Source organism: Actinopolymorpha pittospori (assembly GCF_014873875.1).
GTDB classification, from domain to species: domain Bacteria; phylum Actinomycetota; class Actinomycetes; order Propionibacteriales; family Actinopolymorphaceae; genus Actinopolymorpha; species Actinopolymorpha pittospori.
Map to the genome: position 1 here is coordinate 1734565 of NZ_JADBEM010000001.1, position 20721 is coordinate 1755285.

Annotated in this window: 19 protein-coding genes; 8 read left to right on the forward strand and 11 right to left on the reverse strand. The window is 71.5% G+C overall.

Annotated elements, in window-relative coordinates:
- Positions 1–23 precede the first annotated feature (23 nt).
- On the reverse strand, positions 24–1772 hold the full coding sequence (locus HEB94_RS08235; RefSeq protein WP_192749348.1) for a methyltransferase: 1749 nt from the start codon (positions 1770–1772) through the stop codon (positions 24–26).
- 398 nt (positions 1773–2170) lie between these two features.
- On the opposite strand from HEB94_RS08235, the gene HEB94_RS08240 reads away from it, so the two are divergent.
- Entirely contained in the window at positions 2171–2650 is a 480-nt protein-coding gene (locus tag HEB94_RS08240; protein ID WP_192749349.1) for a hypothetical protein, read from the forward strand.
- A gap of 117 nt (positions 2651–2767) precedes the next feature.
- Here the strand turns inward: HEB94_RS08240 and HEB94_RS08245 are convergent, their stop codons facing one another.
- Positions 2768–2911 carry a hypothetical protein gene (locus HEB94_RS08245; RefSeq protein WP_192749350.1) on the reverse strand — a complete coding sequence of 48 codons (144 nt, stop codon included), beginning with the start codon at positions 2909–2911 and terminating at the stop codon, positions 2768–2770.
- Between the two features lie 16 nt (positions 2912–2927).
- Between HEB94_RS08245 and HEB94_RS08250 the strand changes: the two genes are divergently transcribed.
- Positions 2928–3857 carry an alpha/beta fold hydrolase gene (locus tag HEB94_RS08250; RefSeq protein WP_202896217.1) on the forward strand — a complete coding sequence of 310 codons (930 nt, stop codon included), beginning with the start codon at positions 2928–2930 and terminating at the stop codon, positions 3855–3857.
- 76 nt (positions 3858–3933) lie between these two features.
- On the opposite strand, the gene HEB94_RS08255 is transcribed toward HEB94_RS08250, so the two are convergent.
- From HEB94_RS08255 to HEB94_RS08275, 5 genes are all read right to left on the reverse strand, one after another.
- Positions 3934–4545 (reverse strand): D-sedoheptulose-7-phosphate isomerase, encoded by a 612-nt coding sequence (locus HEB94_RS08255; RefSeq protein ID WP_192749351.1) that lies wholly within the window; start codon positions 4543–4545, stop codon positions 3934–3936.
- 139 nt (positions 4546–4684) lie between these two features.
- Complete coding sequence (locus HEB94_RS08260; protein ID WP_192749352.1) at positions 4685–7207, reverse strand: alpha-mannosidase; 2523 nt, start codon at positions 7205–7207, stop codon at positions 4685–4687.
- Between the two features lie 80 nt (positions 7208–7287).
- The gene (locus HEB94_RS08265) at positions 7288–8388 is read right to left on the reverse strand and encodes a substrate-binding domain-containing protein (protein ID WP_202896218.1); all 1101 of its coding nucleotides are present in this window, start codon (positions 8386–8388) and stop codon (positions 7288–7290) included.
- 152 nt (positions 8389–8540) lie between these two features.
- Positions 8541–9518: a helix-turn-helix domain-containing protein gene (locus tag HEB94_RS08270; protein ID WP_192749354.1), complete on the reverse strand. Its 978-nt coding sequence runs from the start codon at positions 9516–9518 to the stop codon at positions 8541–8543.
- Entirely contained in the window at positions 9515–10288 is a 774-nt protein-coding gene (locus tag HEB94_RS08275) for a phytanoyl-CoA dioxygenase family protein (protein ID WP_192749355.1), read from the reverse strand. The genes HEB94_RS08270 and HEB94_RS08275 overlap by 4 nt, the downstream gene beginning before the upstream one ends.
- 214 nt (positions 10289–10502) lie before the next feature.
- Here HEB94_RS08275 and HEB94_RS08280 point away from each other — a divergent pair, with 214 nt between their 5' ends.
- A complete protein-coding gene (locus HEB94_RS08280; RefSeq protein ID WP_192749356.1) occupies positions 10503–11420 on the forward strand; it encodes a hypothetical protein in 918 nt (305 codons plus the stop codon).
- Positions 11417–12415, forward strand: coding sequence for a PfkB family carbohydrate kinase (locus tag HEB94_RS53405; protein WP_202896219.1), 999 nt, complete (start codon positions 11417–11419; stop codon positions 12413–12415). The genes HEB94_RS08280 and HEB94_RS53405 overlap by 4 nt, the downstream gene beginning before the upstream one ends.
- Here the strand turns inward: HEB94_RS53405 and HEB94_RS08290 are convergent.
- Positions 12352–13215: an ABC-2 transporter permease gene (locus HEB94_RS08290; protein ID WP_192749357.1), complete on the reverse strand. Its 864-nt coding sequence runs from the start codon at positions 13213–13215 to the stop codon at positions 12352–12354. The two genes, HEB94_RS53405 and HEB94_RS08290, sit on opposite strands and share 64 nt — an antisense overlap.
- Positions 13212–14132: an ABC transporter ATP-binding protein gene (locus HEB94_RS08295; RefSeq protein ID WP_192749358.1), complete on the reverse strand. Its 921-nt coding sequence runs from the start codon at positions 14130–14132 to the stop codon at positions 13212–13214. Before HEB94_RS08295 ends, HEB94_RS08290 begins: the two co-directional genes overlap by 4 nt.
- A 134-nt stretch (positions 14133–14266) precedes the next feature.
- On the opposite strand from HEB94_RS08295, the gene HEB94_RS08300 reads away from it, so the two are divergent.
- Together HEB94_RS08300 and HEB94_RS08305 are read left to right on the forward strand one after the other, a co-directional pair.
- Positions 14267–15442, forward strand: coding sequence for a sensor histidine kinase (locus HEB94_RS08300; protein WP_192749359.1), 1176 nt, complete (start codon positions 14267–14269; stop codon positions 15440–15442).
- The gene (locus tag HEB94_RS08305; RefSeq protein ID WP_192749360.1) at positions 15439–16098 is read left to right on the forward strand and encodes a response regulator; all 660 of its coding nucleotides are present in this window, start codon (positions 15439–15441) and stop codon (positions 16096–16098) included. The genes HEB94_RS08300 and HEB94_RS08305 overlap by 4 nt, the downstream gene beginning before the upstream one ends.
- 12 nt (positions 16099–16110) lie before the next feature.
- Here the strand turns inward: HEB94_RS08305 and HEB94_RS08310 are convergent, their stop codons facing one another.
- Complete coding sequence (locus tag HEB94_RS08310; RefSeq protein WP_192749361.1) at positions 16111–16839, reverse strand: flavin reductase family protein; 729 nt, start codon at positions 16837–16839, stop codon at positions 16111–16113.
- A 65-nt stretch (positions 16840–16904) separates the two neighbouring features.
- Between HEB94_RS08310 and HEB94_RS08315 the strand changes: the two genes are divergently transcribed.
- Complete coding sequence (locus HEB94_RS08315) at positions 16905–17600, forward strand: ArsR/SmtB family transcription factor (RefSeq protein WP_192749362.1); 696 nt, start codon at positions 16905–16907, stop codon at positions 17598–17600.
- An 83-nt stretch (positions 17601–17683) separates the two neighbouring features.
- Here the strand turns inward: HEB94_RS08315 and HEB94_RS08320 are convergent, their stop codons facing one another.
- On the reverse strand, positions 17684–18181 hold the full coding sequence (locus HEB94_RS08320; RefSeq protein ID WP_192749363.1) for a GNAT family N-acetyltransferase: 498 nt from the start codon (positions 18179–18181) through the stop codon (positions 17684–17686).
- Between the two features lie 282 nt (positions 18182–18463).
- On the opposite strand from HEB94_RS08320, the gene HEB94_RS08325 reads away from it, so the two are divergent.
- Positions 18464–20719 (forward strand): anthranilate synthase component I, encoded by a 2256-nt coding sequence (locus HEB94_RS08325; RefSeq protein ID WP_192749364.1) that lies wholly within the window; start codon positions 18464–18466, stop codon positions 20717–20719.
- The last annotated feature ends 2 nt before the right edge of the window (positions 20720–20721 follow it).

Here is a 20721-nt window from a genome sequence, read left to right on the forward strand (position 1 = left end):
CGGCGTTCGATGACGGCGTTCGGTCAGACCGCCCGGGCGAGGAGCACCGCCATGTCCAACGGGAGCGGATGCTCCGCGTCCAACTCGAAGCCGGCCGCGTGGAGCAGGGCGCGATACTCCGCGACGGTGCGCTCCCGCCCACCCAGGTTGTTCACCATCATGTGCACGTCGTAGGAGAACGCGAGGGAGTCGGAGTCGGTGGCGGGCACCGGCCGCTCCACCACGGCGAGTCTCGTGCCGGGGGTGATCCCGGCCCGGATGTTCGCAAGGATCACCGCACACCTGTCGTCGTCCCAGTCGTGCAGGATCCGCGACAACAGGTAGAGGTCCGCACCGGAGGGAACCGGGTCGGCGAAGAAGTCGCCGGCTACGAGGTCGCAGCGGTCGGCGCAGCCGAGCCCGGCCAGGACCTCCGGCGCGGCCTCGATGACGTGGGGCCGGTCGAACAGCACCCCCCGCGCGCCGGGCGCGGCCCGCAGGATCTCGCTGAGCAGCCGCCCGTTGGCGCCGGCCACGTCGACGACGACGCGCACCGTGGTGAGGTCCAGGGCGGCGGGAACGGCGGTGAGGAAGCTGCTGCCCGCGGCCATCCCGCGCTCGAAGAGCCGGGCGTGGTCGGGATGGTGGGCGAAGTAGTCGAACGGCGCCTCACCGAACATCTTCAGGAAGGCACTCTCACCGGTACGGATCGTGTGTGCCAGCGCCTCGAAGGAGTGGTAGAACGCCCCGCCGTACAGGAGAGCAAGGTCGCGCAAGGAACCGTTGACACCCCCGGCCAGCAGCTCACCCACCTCGGTCAGGGCGTAGGAACCGTCCTGGTCCTGGGTGAGGACACCTTCGCTCGCGAGGTAACGCATCAACCGGCTCAGGTTGTCCGCTTCGGTCCCGGTCGCGGCGGCCAGCTCGGTGGTCGAGGTGAGCCCGTCGAGAAGGTGGTCGGCCACGCCGAGTTCGGCGAACGCGGCGACGGCCTGGGTCCGCCACGCCCCGGTCATGAGCCGCAGCAGGTCGCGGGCGGGTCGGTCGGGCACCAGCTCCGGGCGGCCGAGGTGGGCCGCCAGGATCGCGCCGTGCTCACCGGGGACGGTCAGCTCGAGCCTGCGCGGCCAGCCCTGCGACGTCCGCCCCTCCGCGGCGAAGTAGAGGACGGTGACGTTCAGGTGCTGGTTGTAGCCCCCGCCGTCGGGGCTCATCCCGCCCGTGCCGACGAGGGTGTCGTAGACACCGCGCAACACCACCTCGTCGCAGGCCCACAGCTCGAACGCCAGGTGAGTCTCGTGCCAGTGCAGGCGTTCGGAGGCGACGAGCTGGTCGAGGCCGCTCACGCCCCGCATGGCCTGCCGTTCGAGAACGAACAGCTCCAGCTCCCGCTGGCGCCCGTCGGCGCAGGTCGTGGCGCAGTGCAGGATCCCGACCTCGAGTTCACCGGCCGGCATGTGCAGTCGTCGCGCGAGCCGGTCGCGGACGACGACGCTGGACTTGCGGCCGTCCGCGGTGACGTCCAGCGTCCCCAGGAAGGACAGCACAGCGTCGTGGTCTTCGGGGAAGACCAGCAGGGCGCCGTGGGCGAAGCGACAGTGCCGGGCCAGTGCCTGCACGACGTCCGCGCCCGACGGCGGCAACACCACGGCGAAGGCATGCGCCGCCGTGCTCGCCCGCACGAGGTCGAGCATCGCCAGGACTCGCTCGGCGTCCTCCGGGTGCATTCCGGCGTTCGCGACCACACCGGTCTCCTGCGATCCGGTGGATGCCGGCATGCGCGACGGTTTCATCAGTCCCCCTTGGTCTGAACGTCTCCACGCAGGATCGAGTGCCTGGTGAGGTAGCCCGGATGTGGTGACACGCGAAACGGGTGTCAGGTGCTGGCGGCCCGAACCACGTCGTGTGGTTGCCGTCATGGGGTGGACCTGGACCACCCCGGTGTGAGTCCAACTCCACGGCGGTGTGCGCGGCCGTGAAGATCATCTGCCCCGCGAGTAGTGATCGTATGGGCGCGTTCGGTCATACGGAGATGACCGAGCATGAAATTGAGGTGACCTTAACGTGGCCAGCGACAGCGGGATTCGCGTTGGACGACAGGGCCCTTCGAGCTTCTTGACATGAGACGTCAAGTACTTGACGATAGGCGTCAAGTAGACGGGAGGTCGGGCGATGGTGAGTGAGCGCTGACATGACAACCACTGACGCCGAACGCGAGCAGTTGGCCGCACACCTCCGCCAGCTCCTCGACAACCGGCTGCTCGACCCGATCGACATCCTGCTCGCCCCGGGCCCGGTGCTCGACCAGCTCCGCGACCGGGCGAACGACCAGGCACGAGCCTGGGCCGATCAGCTCCTCGACGGCACCGAACAACAGGCGATGTACGTCGTCGTGCGCCTGGTCAGCGCGTTGTACCCGGCCGACGAGGTGTTCGACCCGCCCGCACAGTGGTGGCGGACACCGCTCGGCCAGGTCACCGCGCGCCGGCTCGGCCACCCGACCGTCCCGGCCGTGACCAACGCCGTGGCCGCGGCGATGCTCGGCGTCACCCGGCAGGGTGTCCACGACCTGCTCAGCCGCGGCAAGCTCACCCAGCACCCCGACGGCGGCGTGGACGTCACCTCCGTCCGCGACCGGCTCCGTCGACGCCATGACGCCATGACGCCATGACCTGAACCTGAGCGTTCCACGGTTCGGGCGTCACCCCACCAGCCCGACAACCCGCCACCACACATCGCCTCGACGCCCCGCCACCACCCGTGCCCACGCCGGCCGGGCGGCCGGCGGTCACTGCCCCATGCCCTCATCCGGGAGGATCACCATGCCCATGGCACCTGAACCGAACATCCCCACGTCCCCACCTGAGTCCACCGCCACGTCTGCCGCCACGTCCACCGCTACGTCCACGGCCAGTTCCGCGGCTGAGTCCACCGGCACCTCGACGGCCGTGAGCGCGCCCTCGACGCCGATCGACCTGATGGTCGAGTCCGGCCCGGTCCCCATCGCCGTCCGCGACTTCGGTGGCACCGGCCTTCCGCTGATCCTGGTGCACGGCGCGGGTGGCAACCTGCTCGCCTGGACGACGACCGCCGAGCGGCTCACCCCCCACCACCGCGTCGTCGCACTGGACCTGCGCTGCCACGGACGTTCCGGCGACGGTCCGTGGAGCTGGGCGGACGCACTGACCGACATCGCGGCCGTGGCCGACCACTTCGGCTTCGACAACCCGGCGGTGGCCGGCCACTCACTCGGCGGCAGCATCGCGACCTGGTGGGGCCGCGAGCACCCGAACTGTCCGGGGATCGTCAACTTCGACGGGCATCGCGGCGCGGAGACCCACCCGGACAACTACGTCGGCATGGACCCCGCCCAGCTCGCCGCCGACCTCGCGAGGCTCTCGGAGCTGTTCACCGGGCAGGCACACGCGATGGGCCAGCCGCTCGCACCGGAGCAGGTCGAGGCGATGCGAAACCAGCACCGGGCGCAGGCGGCCGGCCTGGTCCTCACCGAGGAGCAGGCCGTGGAGATCTTCGACCGCAACCTCACCGTCCGCGACGGGCAGACGTTCCTGCGGCCCGGGCCGGAGTTCGTCAGCGCGCTGCGGGCTTCCCTCCTCGAGGATGACCTCTTCCCCGTCCTGCATGAGGTTCGGTGCCCGATCCTGGTCTGCCTGGCGACCAGGGACCTCCCGGCCGCGCAGGCGTTCGGGGACCTGATGGCGGCGTTCCGCCGTGGCCTGGACCGGGACTTCGCGCGGCTGCGGGCGGCCAACCCGGCCGTACGCGTGGTGGAGGTGAACGCCAGCCACGCCATGACGCTGGAACAGCCGGAGGACCTCACCGACCGGCTGGTCGAGTTCCTCGCCGGACGCGGCTGACCACGCCCAAGCCCCCAACGGCCGACCCCACGGCAGGCCTCCACGGCCGACCACGGCAGCGGGCCCCTGCCCGCGCTCAGGCGCGGGCGGGAGCCGCCAGGTAGGTCCCGCGTTCGTCGGCCTCGCCCGCCGCCCAGGCGTCGACCCATTCGCTGACCAGGTGCAGCAGGAGCAGGTGCATCTCCTGCGTTCGGGCCGTCGTGAGGGCCGACACCAGGAGCGGGAAGTCGGCATGGCGTACGGCGTCCCCGCCCGACCCGGCGGCGAAGAGGACGGTCTTCGCCCCGGCCTCCTGGGCGGCGGCCAGACCACGAACGACGTTCGGGGACCGCCCGCTGGTGGTGAAGGCGGCCACCACGTCACCGGGGCGGGCCAGCGCGCTGACCTGGCGGGCGAAGACGTCCTCGAAGCTGTAGTCGTTGCCGATGCAGGTGAGCACGGACGGGTCGACGCTGAGCGCGACCGCCGGCAGGGGGCGGCGCTCCCGCTTGTAGCGTCCGATGAGCTCACCCGCGAGGTGTTGGGCGTCGGAGGCGCTTCCACCGTTGCCGAAGGTGTAGAGCCGACCTCCGTTGTCGAACGTCGTACACAGCAGTTCGCCGAGGTCGGCGACCTGGGCGAGAAGCGGCTCCACCGTCCGGGCGGTCTCGACATGGTCCGCCAACTGTCGAGCCAGGAGGTCACGCATACATTGCTCCTTCGTTCGTGTGGAACCCCCGACACCCAGGTCGATGCGCGCACGGCACGCCTGTGTGGGTCACCCGGCACCCGCGCCGCCCGTCGCGCCCGTCGACGGCGGCGCTGGGCGGCCCGGCTGAGCGCTCCTCTCAGCCGTCCGCGACGAGCCGGTCCTCGAGCAGGTCGGTCTCCACGACCGGCTGGTCGGCCTCGGCCGGCACGAGGAAGGTCTTGATCTCGTGCGGCTCGAACGTCGCCTCGATCCGGCGGCCGACGAAACCGAGGTCCATGCTCCAGGCGGTCCGCGTGCCCGCCGACTCATAGGCGCGGACGACCAGCGCCCCGGAGCCGTCCTCCGCCCGCTTGAGCACGGTCGGGACAACCGAGTCCGACGACGTGGCGGACTCGCCGTCCGAGCCGCCGGTGACCTCCGACACCGCCGCGTAGGACGTCGTCGCCGGCCGAGGACCGTCGTGGTAGGACTCATACATCGTCTGAACGGGCTCGTTCAGCTCCGCCGCGAGCCGGTTGACCTGCCCCGTCGGGCGTTCACCGGCGTAGGGCACCAGGAGGTAGCGGAAGCGCTGACGGCCCTGGTCCTGGTAGCTGTAGTGCCCGTCAGGGTCGAGTTGACGGGGCTCGTGCCAGGCGTAGACCGGGCTGCGTGCCACGGTGATGCCGATGTCGCCGCCCGGGCTCACGTCGTAGGCCGCCTTGGCGTCGTTGACGACGGTGAGCCCCACCGGTTCGTGGTGCCGGTTGGTGCCACTGACGTCGACCCAGGACTGGCCCGGTTCCTCCGCGCCGTCGACCGGCCGGGTGAGGTGGCCGAAGGGAATCTCGTAGGTCGCCGTCGCCTCTCTAAGGGCCGTGGGGATCCGCAACTTCAGCAGCTTCAGGCGTTCGTGCCAGTCGAGGGTGACGCGGACCTCCACGTGCCGCGCGTCGACGCCGAGAACGAACTCCTCGACCAGGCGGGAGGTGCCGTAACTGCTCTCGACGCGCGCGATGGTACGCACCGGTCCGTCCTCGACGATCGAGGCGGAGTCGACAGTGAACTCCGCCCCACTCCCGGTGTAGGAGACGACCCGGTGACCCCAAGTGTCGGTCGGGTCGTCGCTCACCACGGTGTGCGGGGTGCGTACGCCGTCCAGCACGAACACCCCGCCCTCCTTGAGGAACAGGCCCGCCACTCCGCCCCGGTCGACGCTGAGCACGACGCGCAGATGGGCGTTCTCCAGCACGGGCGCGGCAGCCAGCGGGGTGGGAGCGGCCGGGGCGGGCGCGGGTGAGCCACCGGGTAGGGACTCGGGATGGATCCAGTACAACCGCCGGCCGAGCGGGGGCAGCTCGACCGGGAAGACCAGGCGGCGCGGATCCCAGGTCGTCGCGAGGGCGCGCGTCCGCTGCGCCGGCACAGGCGTGCCCGTGTCGTCTTCCACCCAGGCCCGGTCGGCGCTGAGCGCGAACTCGCACTCGACGTCGGTACGGACCGGCCAGGGGTGTGGGTTGAAGACCAGCACCGGCTGACTACCCTCCCGGAACGGGATGTCCGCGTCACGCGCGAGCGTCTGCAAGGCGAGGTTGACGGTACGCCGGGCGATGGACCGCGCCTCGCCGAGCTGGTCGCGGGCGTCGTCGTAGGCGGGTTCGATGGAGGTGCCGGGCAGGATGTCGTGGAACTGGTTGAACAGCACCAGCTTCCAGGCGTGGGTGAGCTCCTCCTGCGGATATCTCGTCCCGGCCACCTGCGCCGCGACGCTCGCCCAGCGCTCTGCCACCATCAACGCGTGCTCGGCCCCGCGCATCCACGCCTTGATGCCGGAGTGGGCGGAGTAGCAGCCCGCGGCGTGGTGCTGCAGGTCGCCGCGCCACACCGGCAGGTCGGCACCTGATGCCGCGACCTGCGCGACGTAGGCCGGTGGGCTGGACAGGCGCAGCTCGCCGTAGGAGCCGAGCTGGTCCAACCGGTGCACGCTGTCGAGGTTGGCCTTGGTCGGACCGCCGCCGTGGTTGCCGACGCCGTAGAAGACCATCGCGCAGGACAGTCCGGGCGGAAGCTGCGCCACCGCCTTGTCGATGTGGTGGGCGATGTCGGCGCCGGGGCTGCAGTATTCGTGCGGGATCCGGTAGGCGAGCACCCGGGACCCGTCGGCCGACTCCCACCAGAAGGGGTTGCCGGGCAGCTGCGCCTCCTGCGCGCCGGGCCGCAGGAAGCAGTAGGCGGACAGACCCTGCTTGCGCAGGATCTGCGGAAGGTTCGCGTGGTGGCCGAACGGATCGGCGTTCAGCCCCACCGTCGCCGGTTGGCCGAACTTCTCCCGCAGGTAGCGCTGGCCGTACAGGCCCTGGCGGACGAAGGACTCACCGGTCGGAAGGTTGCAGTCGGGCTCGACCCACCAGCCACCGACGTTGACCCAGCGCCCCTCCGCGACCCGTTTGCGGATCTGTTCGAACAGGGCCGGGTCGCTCTCCTCGACCCAGGCCAGCAACGCGACCTGGTCGCAGGTGAAGACGAAGCCGGGGTACTCCTCCATCCGCTGGATCGCGGACCGAAACGTCGCCCGCGCCTCCTGGAAACCCTCCGGCCACTGCCACAGCCACACCGGGTCGATGTGTGCGTTCCCGACCATGTGCAGGACACGACTCGGTGACGCCTGTGGTCTCGACATCGCTGGCGCTCCTCGCATGCCCACCGGGGGCCTGGGTGGCATCGTTCCCACCCGGAACGTAGGGCGCGCGTCCGCTTACGTCAACGAGCGGAACCGGCGACCGCGGTCGCCTTGCGGGCGGCGCGGCGGCGCCTAACCAGCCGTGCTGTAGAGCCCCGCACGATCAGGGGACAGTCCAGCCGGCTGGTACGCGGGCGACCGGGCTTGGCCATCCGGTTGAGCAGCAGCCGCGCCGCGCGGGCGCCGAGTTCGACCGAGGGCTGGGCGACCGTCGTCACCCCCGGATCGACCATGCTCATCCAGGGCGAGTCGTCGAAGGCGACGAAGGAGAGGTCCTCCGGAATCCGCAGGCCGAGGCGGGCGGCCTGTCGCCAGACCGCCTCGGCGACGACGCTGTTGGCGGCGAACACCGCGGTGGGACGGTGCCGGTCGGAGAGCAGCTCCGCCGTACTGTCCTCGATCTGCTTCTCGTCGAAGCCGCAGAGCAGTACGGCGTCGTCGGGCATGCGCCGGCCCGCGGCGCTCCACGCCTGCAGGTAGCCCTTGTGGCGTCCGGCGTTGGTGGTCCACTCGGTCTCGTTCACGATCATCGTGATCCGCCGGTGGCCGAGTCCGAGGAGATGCTCGGTGAGCTGGCGGGCGCCGGTCACGTTGTCGACGAGGACCGCGTCGCACTCACCCCGGCAGAACTGCCGGTCGATCTCGATCAGGGGGACGCCGTTCCTGGTGATCAGCTGGCTGGCCGCCGGCGAGACCGGGGTGAGCAGGACACCGGCGACCCGCATCTCCAGGACGGTGCGCGCCGCCGCCATCTCCTCCAGGTCGCTGCCGGTGTCGTCGACCAGGACGATCGTGTAGCCCTCTTCCTTCAGCACCGAACTCGCCCCCGCGGCGACGTCGGCGTAGAAACGGTTTCGCAGGTCCGAGACCAACAGCCCCACGGTGAGTGCGTGGCGGGCCTTGAGGCTGCGGGCGTTGGCGTCGGGCACGTACCCCAACTCCTCCGCGGCGAGCAGCACTCGTTCCTTGGCCGCCGGTGCGGCGTAGCCGCGACCGGTCAGTGCCCGCGACGCCGTGGAGCGGGACACCCCGGCTCGGTCGGCGACGTCGGCAAGCGTTGTCCGGGTGGGCGGCAACTCAATCGCGGCAGCACTGACGCGTTGATGGCTGGGTTCGACCACGTGACCTCCAGGACTGACGGCGGCCATGCGGCGGCCGGGACTGGGAAAACTGCCGGGAAAACCGACACGAACTCCACGGACGGTAGTCATCCCCGATCAGAAGCGTCAACGAAGAATTACCGGTGTCGCCGGATTTCACCGTTACGTGGTGATCATGTGGTGGCCGCTGGTTCGTCGCCGTCCGGGCCGCCCAGGTGCGCGGTTCCAGTCCCAACGCGGAACGCTCCCGGCGGGACTCCCCAGTGCCGGCGGAACGCCGTCGTGAAATGCCGGACGTCTGGATACCCGCACGCGCGGGCGATCTCGGCGAGGGAGGGCGGCTCGGCGGCGGACCGTTCGAGCAGGCGCTGGGCCGCGATCTCGAGCCCGAGCCGGAGCCGGACGAGGAACGCGTGGATCGTCGTCCCCGTGAACGCTCGGAACAACCGGCTCACCTGCCGCTCGCTCAGGTGCACCTGCGCGGCGACGTCGCGAACGGCGACCGCCCGGTCGAAGTTGTCCTGCAGGTAGCGGACCATCCGCGCCGCCGCCTGCTCCTCCCGGCTGCCGGAGGCCGGATCGGGACGCGGCCGGGTCCCCGACTCGCCCACCACGGCCCGGGCGGTGTCGACCACCAGGACGCCGGCGAGCCCGGGCAGCACCTCGCCGTACGCCGGACCCGGCGCGGCGGCCTCGCCCGCCAGCAGGTCGAGGACCGCCGGTATCGGTCCGGCGGTCCTCGACACGACGGGAGCGCCCGGCGCCGCGAACTGGTCCAGTAACTCCCGGCCCGCCGCCTGGTCTCGCCGGCGGCCCGGAGTCGGCACCAGCGTGTAGGACCAGAAGTGGACACACAACGGGTCGTCGTCGCTGGACACGATCTCGTGCACGTCACCGGGCCGGGCGACGAACAGCGTGCCCGCGTCCACCGGGTACTCGCGCCCACCGGTCCGGAAGACACCCTGGCCGGTGTAGGCGTAACAGATCTCGAAGAAGGAATGGGTGTGCAGGTAGTTCCGCCACGGCCGGGGCTCGTAGAAACCCCAGTACAGGAACTCCGCGCGGTGTCCCGCGACGTCGACACCGACGCGGACAGGGGTCAGCGCCTCGATCGCCCGACCGTTGCCAGGCACCCCCGGCCGGGGCGTCACCCCGTGGCCGCTGCTCGCGACGTCGGGTCGATGCCGCGCAGGATCATGCCCTGGCCGAGCGAACCGGTGTGCAGGTCGGTGGTCGGCGGGTCGGCCGGGTCGCGGTACTGCACCAGCAGCGTCGTCCGCGCCTTCGAACTGGCGTTGATCCCCGAACCGTGCACCGTCAGGTAGGTGAAGAACAACACGTCACCCGCCTCCGCCTCACACGGCACCGCCTTCTCCAGCGGCCACTCCGAGAACGGCAGGTGCCAACTGCCCTCCGGCGCGTGCTGCAGCGGCCCCTGCTTGTGGCTGCCGGGCACCACCCGCACGCAGCCCTTCTCCAGGGGCGCGTCGTCGAAGTGGAAGATCGCGGCGCCCATCGAGTCGTTGGTGTGCGGGAAGAACGGATAGTCCTGGTGCATCGGGAAGGGAGAGCCCTTCTCCGGCGGCTTCACGAACAGCTTCGTGTGGTGCAACTGGACGTTCGGGGTCCCCATCACGGCCGCCGCCACGTCGGTGAACCTCGGATCCACGATCAGCCGGGCGAACGCCGCCGCGTAGAACTGCGCGTCGTGACAGTGCTTCAGCTCGGTGTTCTGACCCATGCCGAGTTGCCGGGCACTCTCCCAGGTCGGGTCGTAGTCCCGGTTGAGCCGCTCGATCAGCGCGTGGCTCTCCTCGCGGTAGGCCTTCGCCTCCGCCTTGTCCAGCACGCCCTTGACGAGCACGTAGCCGTCCTCGGCGTACGCCTTGGCGTAGGAAGCGAGCTGCGAATCGTCCACCATCGTTCCTCCTGGCATCGGGATCCGACGACGTGGCGCCGCCGATGCGTCGACCGTAGGTGCGCCAGGCACCCGGACCGCAGGCCCTCGACGGACATCCTTGTTGAGGAAACGGACACGCGGGAGGCCGTCGCCGGTGTCGGACACGACGGGTTGACCGCGCCTCGGCGCTCTGGTTCGGTCGTCGTGCGACCCGTCCCAGCCCGGAAGGAACCGCATGCCCGACCCAGGCCTTCGCAGACTCGCCCGCGACGACGGCACCTTCGTCATGGTGGCGATGGACCAGCGTGAGTCCCTGCGCGCGATGCTCGCGCAGACGTCGGAACGCAGGCCGGACGACGTCGCCGACGAGGAGCTGAGCAGCTTCAAGCAGGAGGTCGCCGCCGCCCTGGGGCCGCACGGGTCGGGCTTCCTCCTCGACCCGGCGTTGGGTGGTTCGATCCTCGCCGCCGAGGGCGGCGGGTCGGCCGTTCCGGGCGAACGCAGCGGGCTGATCGTCGCGGTCGACCTGCTCACCGCCCGTCCGGGCGAGGTCGTCGGTGAGGCGCGGTTCGACGAGACGCTCGACCTGCCCGGGTACGCCGCGCGCGGTGTGGCGGCGGCGAAGCTGCTGGTCGTGTGGCGGGAGGACGACCAGGCCGACGAACGGCTCGCCGACGCGGAACGGTTCGTCGCCGCCTGCCGCGCGGCGGGCCTGCCGAGCATCGTCGAAGGGGTCGTACGTCCGACCGGGCGGCAGCGGGAGGAGGACACCTTCGACCGCGAGGCGACCCTGCTGCGGTGTGCGCGGGCGCTGGGCGGGCTCGGTCCGAGCCTGTACAAGGCGGAGGTTCCGTATTTCGGCCGTGACGACGCCGGCCGCATCACCAAGGCCGCGCGGGAGGTGACCGACGCGGTCCCCTGCCCGTGGGTGGTGCTGTCCTCCAACGTCACCCGGGCCGACTTCCCCGCCGCCGTCGCCGCCTGTTGCAGGGGCGGCGCCTCGGGTCTGCTGGCGGGCCGGGCCCTGTGGACCAACGCGCTGCCCGCCGCCGACCGGACCCGCGCCCTGCGCGAGGAGTCGGTCCCCTACCTGCGGGAGCTGGCCGCGATCGTCTCGGCCAACGCCCGCCCGTTCCAGGCGGTGGGCGCGTGAGCCGGCTCGTCTTCGTCGGGTCGGTCAACCACGACGCCATCGCCGTCGTCGCGCACCTGCCCGGACCCGACGAGCGGATGCTCGCCGACACGCTGGTGCACGCGGGCGGTGGCAACTCCGCGACCGCCGCGGTGACCGCCGCCAGGCTCGGCGCGGACGTCGCGTTCATCGGACCGGTGGCCGAGGACGCGACCGGGGAACGGATCCGCTCCGACCTCGCGGCCGAGGGGATCGACCTGTCCGGCGTGGCCCCGGTACCCGCGGGAGCGGGTGGGGCGAGCGTGATCCTGGTCGACCAGTCCTCCGGCACCCGGTCGATCTGCACCCGGGCGCTGCCGGCGTTCGACATCGGCGCGCGTGGCCGGGAGCTGATCGCGGACGCGACCTGGGTGCACCTCGACCACCTCGGCTGGCCGGCTACGCGGGGGATCCTGCCCCCGCCCGGGGCCCGGCCTGGTTCCGGCTCCGGCTCCACGTCCGGCCCGCGGGTCTCGGTCGACGCGGGCAACCCGATCCCCGGCTTCCACCCGCGCGGGGTCGATCTGTACGCGCCGACCGTCGTCGCACTGCGCCGCGCCTACGGCGACCTCGGTGTCGACGACCTGCTCGAACGCGCCCGCCTGGACGGCGCGGGGCTGGTGGTGGCCACCGACGGCGGGGACGGCGCGGTGGCCCTCGACCTCGACGGCCGCCGCGTCGACGTACCCGGCTTCACCATCGACGTCGTGAGCACCCTCGGGGCCGGCGACGTCTTCCACGGCGCCCTGCTCGTCGCCGTCGACCGTGGGCTCACACTGACCGAGGCGATCCGGTACGCCAACGCCACGGCCGCGATGTCCTGCCGCGCCATCGACGGGCGATCGGGTATCCCGACCGCGAGCGAGCTCGAGGACTGGATGACCACCGCCACCACGACATCGGCTGGTGAGGGCTACGCCATGACGTCGCGGCGTCGGGTGAGTGCGGCCGACAGGACCAGGAACGCCAGCAGGTAGCCGCCGAGCAGCGCCGTCGCCGTAGCGCCGTCCAGGGTGGTGAGCACCCCCGGTGTCCCGTCGGCCTCGCCCTCGGCCAGTGCCCCCAAAGCTCCCGCCAGCGAACCGGCCGCGGTCCCTGGCAGCACGTCGGTGACGGTCGCGATCGACCCCAGGAGACCGGCGACACCGCGCAGCAGGTTCTCGACCACGAGCACCCAGACCAGTCCGAGCCCGGCGGCCAGGGCGGGTCCGCGCGCGACGGTTCCGAGCAGGACGCCCGCCGTGGCCCACATGGCGCTGATCAGCAACGCCGAACCGAAACCTTCGAGCAGGTTCGGGACACCGGGCCAGGTCACCGGCTGCGACTCCAGCGCGGCGACCGTGAGCGCCGTGGCGAGGTCGAGCGCGAGAGTCAGCAGGAGGATCGCCGCCAGCGCGACACCGATCGCGCCCACCGTCCCACCCCACACCGTGAGTCGCCCAGGTCCGGTCGTGAACACGGTCTTCCACGTGCCCCACGCGTAACCGCCGCCGACCGCGAGCGCTGCGAAGATCAGGATGAGAGCCGAACCGAACATCGGGAGTCCCTGGACGAGCACGACCGGCGCCCGTTCCGGCAGCAGCTGGGTGAGCAGCAGCTCGGCCGGAGCGTCCCCGGCCGAGGTGGCGGCGAGTCCGCGGCCGTCCTCGCTGCGGTAGGCGAGGTAGTTGAAGAGATAGCCGAACGCCAGGTTCAGGACCACCCATGTGCCGGCGATGACCCAGGTGACCGGCCAGCGAGCCAACCGGAACAGTTCGGCGCGAACACTCGTGATCATGAGGCGACCTCCTCAGGCGTCGTCAGCTCGGGCGTTGTCAGCTCGAAGAAGACCTGCTCCAACGTGCGCTCCACCGGTCGGACCTCCGACACCTCGACGTCAGCGCGCACGAGGGTGCGGACGACCTCCGCGACACCGGGCGGGTCGGTGACCAGGCGGAGCGCACCGTCGACCGCCGCCACGTTCGCGGCGCCGAGGAGCCGGGTCGCCACCTCCGTCGCCCGGCTCAGCGGTTCGGCGCGAACCAGCAGGCCGGTGGCGCCGCGCAGTTCCGTGAGCGTCCGCTCGGTCAGCAACCTGCCCCGGGAGATGACTCCCACCCGATCGCACACCTCCTGCACCTCGCCGAGGAGGTGGCTGGAGAGCAGCACGGTCTGACCGGCGTCGACGAGGGCGCGGACGAGGTCACGCATGTCGGCCATCCCCGCTGGATCCAGGCCGTTGGTCGGCTCGTCGAGGATCAGCAGCTCCGGGTCGCCGAGGAGCGCCGCCGCGACCCCCAGTCGTTGCTTCATGCCAAGGGAGTACGACCGAAACGAGTCAGAAGCCCGGCCGCTGAGATCGACCTGCTCGAGCGCCGCCTCGACCGCCACGTCGCCGAGCCGGGCATGGCGGGCGAGTACGCGCAGATTGTCCCGGCCGGACAGGAACGGGAAGAAACCAGGCCCTTCGATCAGGGCGCCGACCCGGGCGAGGGCGGCGGGCGCGCCCGGGGCCACGCCGAGCACGCTTGCCCGACCGCTGGTGGGGCGAACCAGGCCGAGCAGCATCCGCAGGGTGGTCGTCTTCCCGGCCCCGTTGGGACCCAGGAAGCCGTACACCTCGCCGCGCCGGATCGTCAGGCTCACCGAGTCCACCGCGAGCCGGTCGCCGTACCGTTTCGTCAGCTGGCCAGTGACCACGATGTTCTCGCTCATGACCGGCAGCGTCGCAGCCCGCGGGGCCATCGGTCGTCCGCCACCTGACGACACCTGCCCCACGTCAGAACGCGTAGGCGGGGTACGTCGCGGTGTTGACGACGCGGGCGGCCCGGCCGACCTACCATCGGCGCATGCCGCCCCCCGAACGCCGTCATCGCTCGTGGGTCGACGTCGTTGTCGCGGCGGCCCTTCTCGCCTTCGGGCTCGTCGGCTCAGGGCCGGCGGCGCGAAGCCAGGGAATGCCGGACCTCGACACCGTGGCGTACGTGCTCGTCGTGGTGGCCTGTGTCCCGCTCGCGCTCACGCGCCGCCACCCCATGAGGACGTTCGCCGTGACCGGTCTGGCGGTCATGGCCTACGTCGCGTTGGGTTACGCGTACGGTCCGATCCTTTTCGCCTGCCTGGTCGCCGTCTACACGATGGCCTCCCGGTATCCGCCGCGTGTGGCGGTGCCGGCGGTGGTAGCGCTGCTGGGACTGACCGCGGTGGCGGTGCTGGTGAGAGGAGCCGCCACCGGCGCCACCGGCTGGGACCAGCTGCTCGACGTGCCAGCCTGGGTCATCGCTCCCGCGGCGGCGGGCCTCACGGTCCGGGCACGTCGGGAGTTCCAGGCTGGCCTGCGGGACGAACAGGTACGCCGCGTCCTGACCGAGGAACGCCTGACATTGGCGCAGGAGGTCCACGACGTCGTGGGCCACGGGCTGGCGGTGATCGCCATGCAGGCCGGCGCCGCCCTGCACGTCCTGGACCGGAACCCGGGCCAGGCACGCGAGTCCCTGGAGGCGATCCGCTCCACGAGCAAGGAGTCGCTGGCCGGATTACGGGCGGAGCTGGACGCCCTGCGCGGCCAGACCGGCCAGTCCGAGCCGCGCTGGCCAGGCGTCGGGTTGGCCGACGTTCCGGCCCTCGCCGCCCGGATGCGGTCGACCGGCCTGCCGGTCCTCCTGGACCTCGACGCCTGCCTCGCCCCCAGCCGGCGCGTCGCCACGCACGACCGAAGCGACGGGGACGGCTCACGGGCCCAGGTCGACCAAGTCGCCTACCGCATCGTCCAGGAGTCCCTGACCAACGTGCTCCGCCACGCGGGCCCGAAGGCCACGGCGTCCGTGCGCGTCCGGCGCACCGGAAACGAACTGCTCGTGGAGGTCGCCGACACGGGATGCGGCGGCACGGCCCATCCTGGTTACGGCATCGCGGGAATGCGTCGACGTGCCCTCGCCGTGGGCGGGCGATTGGAGGCCGGGCCAGCCCCGGACGGCGGATTCGTCGTCCGCGCCCACCTGCCGGTGCGAGGATCGGCGACATGATCCGCGTCGTGGTGGTCGACGACGAGCCGCTCATCCGCATGGGACTGCGCATGGTTCTCGACGCCGAGGACGACGTCGAACTGGTCGGTGAGGCCGCGGACGGCGGGGCGGCGCTCACGCTGCTGCGCCGTACCACGCCTCACGTCGTCTTCATGGACGTCCGAATGCCGGTGTACGACGGGCTGGAGACACTGCGCCAGATCACGACCGAACCAGCGCTGGCCGAGGTGCGGGTGGTGATGTTGACGACCTTCGAGCTCGACGAGTACGTCTTCGAGGCGCTACGCCTGGGAGCGAGCGGCTTCCTGCTCAAGGACGCCGAGCCGAGTGAGCTGCTGCGGGCGATCCGTGCGGTGGCCGACGGCGGCTCGCTCCTGTCCCCGTCGGTGACCCGCCGCGTGATCGCAGAGTCCGCGGTGCGGCAACCGTCCGCGGTGGCGCCCCATCCGGAGATCGACCGGCTGACCGAACGCGAGCGGGAGATCCTCACCTGGGTCGCTACCGGCCGCTCCAACGACGAGATCGCAGCGGAGTTGGTCGTCAGTCCGGCGACTGTACGCACCCACGTCGGCCGGGCGATGGTCAAGCTCGGCGCCCGCAACCGCGCCCAACTCGTCGTCTTCGCCGTGCAGTCCGGCCTCACCCGCTCCCAGTGAGCTGAGAAGCGCTCAGGTTTCGGCCTTGAAGGTCCGCCCGAGCCGCTCACCGATCCCGAAGTAGTGCCGGAAGACGTAGAGCAGGGGATGCCAGCGGCCCGTGTCGATGTGCTGGGTACCCGGGATGGTGATGTCCTCGGCCGCGTGGACCCGGCGTACCAACGTCTCGACGATCTGGAAGCCGCCCTCCTTTCCGGGCTCGATGGAGACGACCTCGGCCTCGAGTTGCAGCGGGCACTCGGCGATCCGCGGCGCACGGACGGTCTCCGCCGGCTGCGGGGTCAGCCCGGCGGCGGCGAACTTGTCCCGCACGTGGCGGTACCTGTCCGCCTTCGCCGCCGGAACGGGGTCGCGGCCGGTCAACGGTGCCAGGCGTTCGACGTCCTCCCACAACGGTGCGGAGGGGAGGTTGAGGACGCACTCCCGCTCGCGTTCGAGGTTCGGGACCGCCTGGCCGTTGTCGGAGAGCCCGAGCACGACGCTCGAGCCGAGCGCCCAGGCCGACGACATCGGGGTGATGTTCGCCGACCCGTCGGTGTTGCGGGTGGTGACCAGGACGACCGGCGTACCGAAGTAGAGCACCGACGGCGTGATCCTTCGATGCCTCGCCCCTGGCCGGCCGGGGCCCAAGGTGTCCGGTGTGGCCGGGTATGTGCGGGCCGGAGCGGCTGTCGAAACGGTTCCGTCGGCGGAGCCCGTCGGGGCGGGCGGGGTCGGCGCGGAGGGGTTGACGTCGGACATGCCGGCGACGCTAGGGCGGGAACGGTTCGGTCCGTGCCGAAGCGTCCCGTGGGTAGCGTGGGGTCATGCCCGCCGATGTGGATCTCGCCCGGGTGGCCGGCCTGCTCGCCGACCAGAGCCGCGCCCGGATGCTGCTGGCCATGCTCGACGGCCGGGCCTGGACGGCCGGGGAGTTGGCCCGTGCCGCGCAGATCGCGCCGTCCACGGCCAGTGACCACCTCGGCCGCCTCGTCAAGGGCGGCTTGACAAGCGTGGTCCCGCAGGGACGGCACCGCTATTACCGGCTCGCCGGCCCGGAGGTGGCCGAGGCGATCGAGCCGCTGCTCCAGCTCGCCCCGCGCGAACCCGTCCGCAACCTTCGCGACTCCTCCCGCGCCCGCACCCTCGCCGCCGCGCGGCTCTGCTACGACCACCTGGCCGGGCGCGCGGGAGTGGAGCTGACCGACGCTCTACGCCGCCGCGGAGTCCTGGCCGCGGACGGGCCGGCCCTCACCGCCGAGGGCCGGGAGGAACTCGCGGCGTTCGGGATCGACGTCGCCACCCTGTCCAGGCGACGCCGCCCGCTGGTCCGGGACTGTCTGGACTGGACCGAACGCCGGCCCCACCTCGCCGGCGCCGTCGGCGCGGCGTTGGCCGACCGGCTCTTCACCCTCGGCTGGATCGTCCGGGTCGGCACGGCGCGCGCCGTCCGGATCACCGCGGAAGGCGACGACGGGCTGCGGACGGTGTTCGGGTGTGGACCACTCCGCGAGGTCGCCTAGCGGTGAGCGGCCGGTGACCGTCCGTTTCCGGCGTCCTCACGCCGGGTACGTGATCCACACCGGCGACGCCGCCTCGGTCTGGGTCAGTCGGCGGCCAGGTCGCGCTGGTACCAGGTGCCTGGCTTACCACCGAGGTCTGCCGGGTCGGCAGGGCCAACCGGGACGAACCCGGCCTTGGTCAGCACCTTCTGGGACGCGACATTCCCGTGGGCGGCGGCCGCCCTGAGTGTGCTCAGTCCATGCCGCGCCGCCGCCAGCCGGCACAGATCCTGGACGGTCGCCGTCGCCACGCCGCGACCGGCGACGTGCTGCGCGACCCGGTAGCCCAGATGCGCGGTGCCGTCCTCGATGTCGAACAGGTTGAACCGGCCCAGTACCGAGCCATCCCCGGCGACGAGCACGTAGAAGGCGCAGACGCCGGCCTCCTGCTCATCCAGCGAGGCGTTGAGCCGGTCGGTGAACTCGGCGAAGAAGGCGTCGCCGCGGTCGGAGATCGAGGCGGCGAAATAGGCGCGATTCGCCAGCTCGAACGTCAGGACCGCCGGGGCATGACCAGCGTTCAACTGCTGCAACTCAGACACTGCCCAACGGTACCCAGGTGGTGTGCTGAGGCCTGGCCCTGGCGGCCGGCCGACGTCGACGCTGAGATTCGTCCACGCGATGGCTGCCGGTCGGGCCGACCATGGGTTAGGCTGCCGACGATGCGCAGCCATAGCCAGCTTCAGTGGTGGCGCCGCCTCCAGGCGGCTGCCCCGATCTGCGCATTCTGACGATCGAACGACGCGACCGCCCTCACCGGCGGTCGTTTTTTGTGTCTGACGGCACGAGCCACCGGTGCGGGCCCTCCCGAAAGGCCGACCGACGTGTCAGACACGACCAGATTCTCGACCGCGGGTGGCGTCACGGTGACCCGGACCGCCAGCCAGGTCGATGACGCCGTCCTCACCACCCTCGCCGCCGACATCGACCACCGGCGTGGCGGCGTGCTCAGTTCCGGCGTCGACTATCCCGGCCGTTACAGCCGCTGGCACCTGGCCTACGTCGACCCGCCGGTCGAGATCATCGCCCGGGGCCGCCGAATCGAGGCCCACGCCCTCAACGACCGTGGCGTCGTGCTGCTGCCCGCGGTCGCGGCGGCGATGGCGGAGACCGGCACGGTCGCACACCAGAGCGCCGACCGGATCGTCGTCGACGTACCTCCCTCCGACAGCGTCCCCACCGAGGAGGAACGCAGCCGCCAGTCGACGGTCTTCACGACGTTACGGGCGATCCTTTCGGCGTTCGCGAGCCCCGCGGACCCCCACCTCGGGCTGTACGGCGCGTACGGATACGACCTCGCGATCCAGTTCGAGCCGCTGCGGCTGCGCCACGACCGGGCCGCGACCGGGCACCGTGACCTCGTCCTGCACCTGCCGGACGAGATCGTCGTCGTCGACCGCAAGCGCGAGACCAGCGTGCGCTACGCGTACGACTTCGTCGTCGGGGAACGGAGTACGGCCGGGCTCTCCCGTCACACCGAGCCCACCCCGACGGTGGCCGACCGTCCCCTCCCGGCGTCACCGACGCCGGGGCGCTACGCCCAGGTCGTCCGTGACGCCAAGGAACGCTTCCATCGGGGTGACCTGTTCGAGGTCACCCCGAGCCACCTCATCCACAGCCGGTGCGACTCGCCCGCCTCCTTCTACGAGCGGCTGCGGACGAAGAATCCCGCACCGTATGAGTTCTTCTTCAACCTCGGCGAGGGCGAGTACCTCGTCGGCGCCTCTCCGGAGATGTACGTGCGGGTGTCCGGCGACCGGGTGGAGACCTGCCCGATCGCGGGGACGATCCGGCGTGGGCGGGACGCGTTCGAGGACGCCGAGCAGATCCGGACCCTGCTCAACTCCCGCAAGGACGAGTCGGAACTCACCATGTGCACCGACGTGGACCGCAACGACAAGGCCCGGGTGTGCGTGCCTGGCAGCGTGCGGGTCATCGGCCGACGTCAAGTCGAGCTTTACAGTCGGCTGATCCACACCGTCGACCACATCGAGGGTCGGCTGCGGCCGGGCTTCGACGCGTTGGACGCGTTTCTCACCCACATGTGGGCGGTGACGGTGACCGGCGCGCCCAAGCAGTGGGCGATGCAGTTCATCGAGGACCACGAGGACGCTCCCCGCAGGTGGTACGGCGGCGCGGTGGGGTTCGTCGGGTTCGACGGATCGATGAACACCGGGCTCACGCTGCGAACCGCGCACATCGAGGGCGGCATCTCGGCCGTCCGGGCCGGCGCGACCCTGCTCTACGACTCCGACCCGGACGAGGAGGAACGCGAGACCTTCCTCAAGGCGCAAGCGCTGCTTGACGCGGTGGCGACGCCGACGGCGGAGTCGGTGTCCACGTCGGAGTCGGTGTCGGCGAGTTCCGCGGACTCGGCGCAGGCGCTGCCGGGCGACGGGCTCCGTGTCGTCCTGGTCGACCATCAGGACTCCTTCGTGCACACGCTCGGCGACTACTTCCGCCAGCAGGGGGCGGAGGTGGTGACGCTGCGGTTCGGCTTCCCGGAGTCGCGGTTGGATGACCTCGCTCCCGACCTCGTGGTGCTCTCCCCCGGCCCTGGCCGGCCGGTCGATTTCGACACCGAAGGGCTGCTGCGGGCCCTGGACGCACGAGGACTGCCGGTCTTCGGGGTGTGTCTCGGCCTGCAGGCGATGGTCGAGCAGCAGGGCGGCCGGATCGACGTGCTCCCCTACCCGGCGCACGGGAAGCCCGGGTCGGTGCGGGTCGTGGGATCGGCCGGTGAGTCGAGTGGTCTGCTGGCCGGGCTGGGGCCGGAGTTCACGGCGGGCCGGTACCACTCGCTGTACGCGACGCCGGAGAACGCGCTCGGGTTCGAGGTCAGTGCCGTGATGACCGACGCGAGCGGGGCGACCGTGGCGATGGCGCTCGAGGACGACGTACGCGGCCGGTGGGCGGTGCAGTTCCACCCGGAGTCGATCCTGACGGCGGCGGGCCGGTCGGGGCACCGGCTCGTCGCGAACGTGCTGCGGCTCACGCGGTCGCGGGCCCGAGCCGCGGCGGCGAGCGGCGGGGCGGCCGGAAGCGAGGCGGCAGGTAGCGGGGCGGCGTTCCGCGCCTGACG

Bases quoted from the DNA above. Each gene is read 5' to 3' on its own strand.
- HEB94_RS08235 (WP_192749348.1), bottom strand. From the start codon at position 1,772: ATGAAACCGTCGCGCATGCCGGCATCCACCGGATCGCAGGAGACCGGT.
- HEB94_RS08240 (WP_192749349.1), top strand. From the start codon at position 2,171: ATGACAACCACTGACGCCGAACGCGAGCAGTTGGCCGCACACCTCCGC.
- HEB94_RS08255 (WP_192749351.1), bottom strand. From the start codon at position 4,545: ATGCGTGACCTCCTGGCTCGACAGTTGGCGGACCATGTCGAGACCGCC.
- HEB94_RS08260 (WP_192749352.1), bottom strand. From the start codon at position 7,207: ATGTCGAGACCACAGGCGTCACCGAGTCGTGTCCTGCACATGGTCGGG.
- HEB94_RS08275 (WP_192749355.1), bottom strand. From the start codon at position 10,288: ATGGTGGACGATTCGCAGCTCGCTTCCTACGCCAAGGCGTACGCCGAG.
- HEB94_RS08280 (WP_192749356.1), top strand. From the start codon at position 10,503: ATGCCCGACCCAGGCCTTCGCAGACTCGCCCGCGACGACGGCACCTTC.
- HEB94_RS08290 (WP_192749357.1), bottom strand. From the start codon at position 13,215: ATGATCACGAGTGTTCGCGCCGAACTGTTCCGGTTGGCTCGCTGGCCG.
- HEB94_RS08295 (WP_192749358.1), bottom strand. From the start codon at position 14,132: ATGAGCGAGAACATCGTGGTCACTGGCCAGCTGACGAAACGGTACGGC.
- HEB94_RS08300 (WP_192749359.1), top strand. From the start codon at position 14,267: ATGCCGCCCCCCGAACGCCGTCATCGCTCGTGGGTCGACGTCGTTGTC.
- HEB94_RS08305 (WP_192749360.1), top strand. From the start codon at position 15,439: ATGATCCGCGTCGTGGTGGTCGACGACGAGCCGCTCATCCGCATGGGA.
- HEB94_RS08310 (WP_192749361.1), bottom strand. From the start codon at position 16,839: ATGTCCGACGTCAACCCCTCCGCGCCGACCCCGCCCGCCCCGACGGGC.
- HEB94_RS08315 (WP_192749362.1), top strand. From the start codon at position 16,905: ATGCCCGCCGATGTGGATCTCGCCCGGGTGGCCGGCCTGCTCGCCGAC.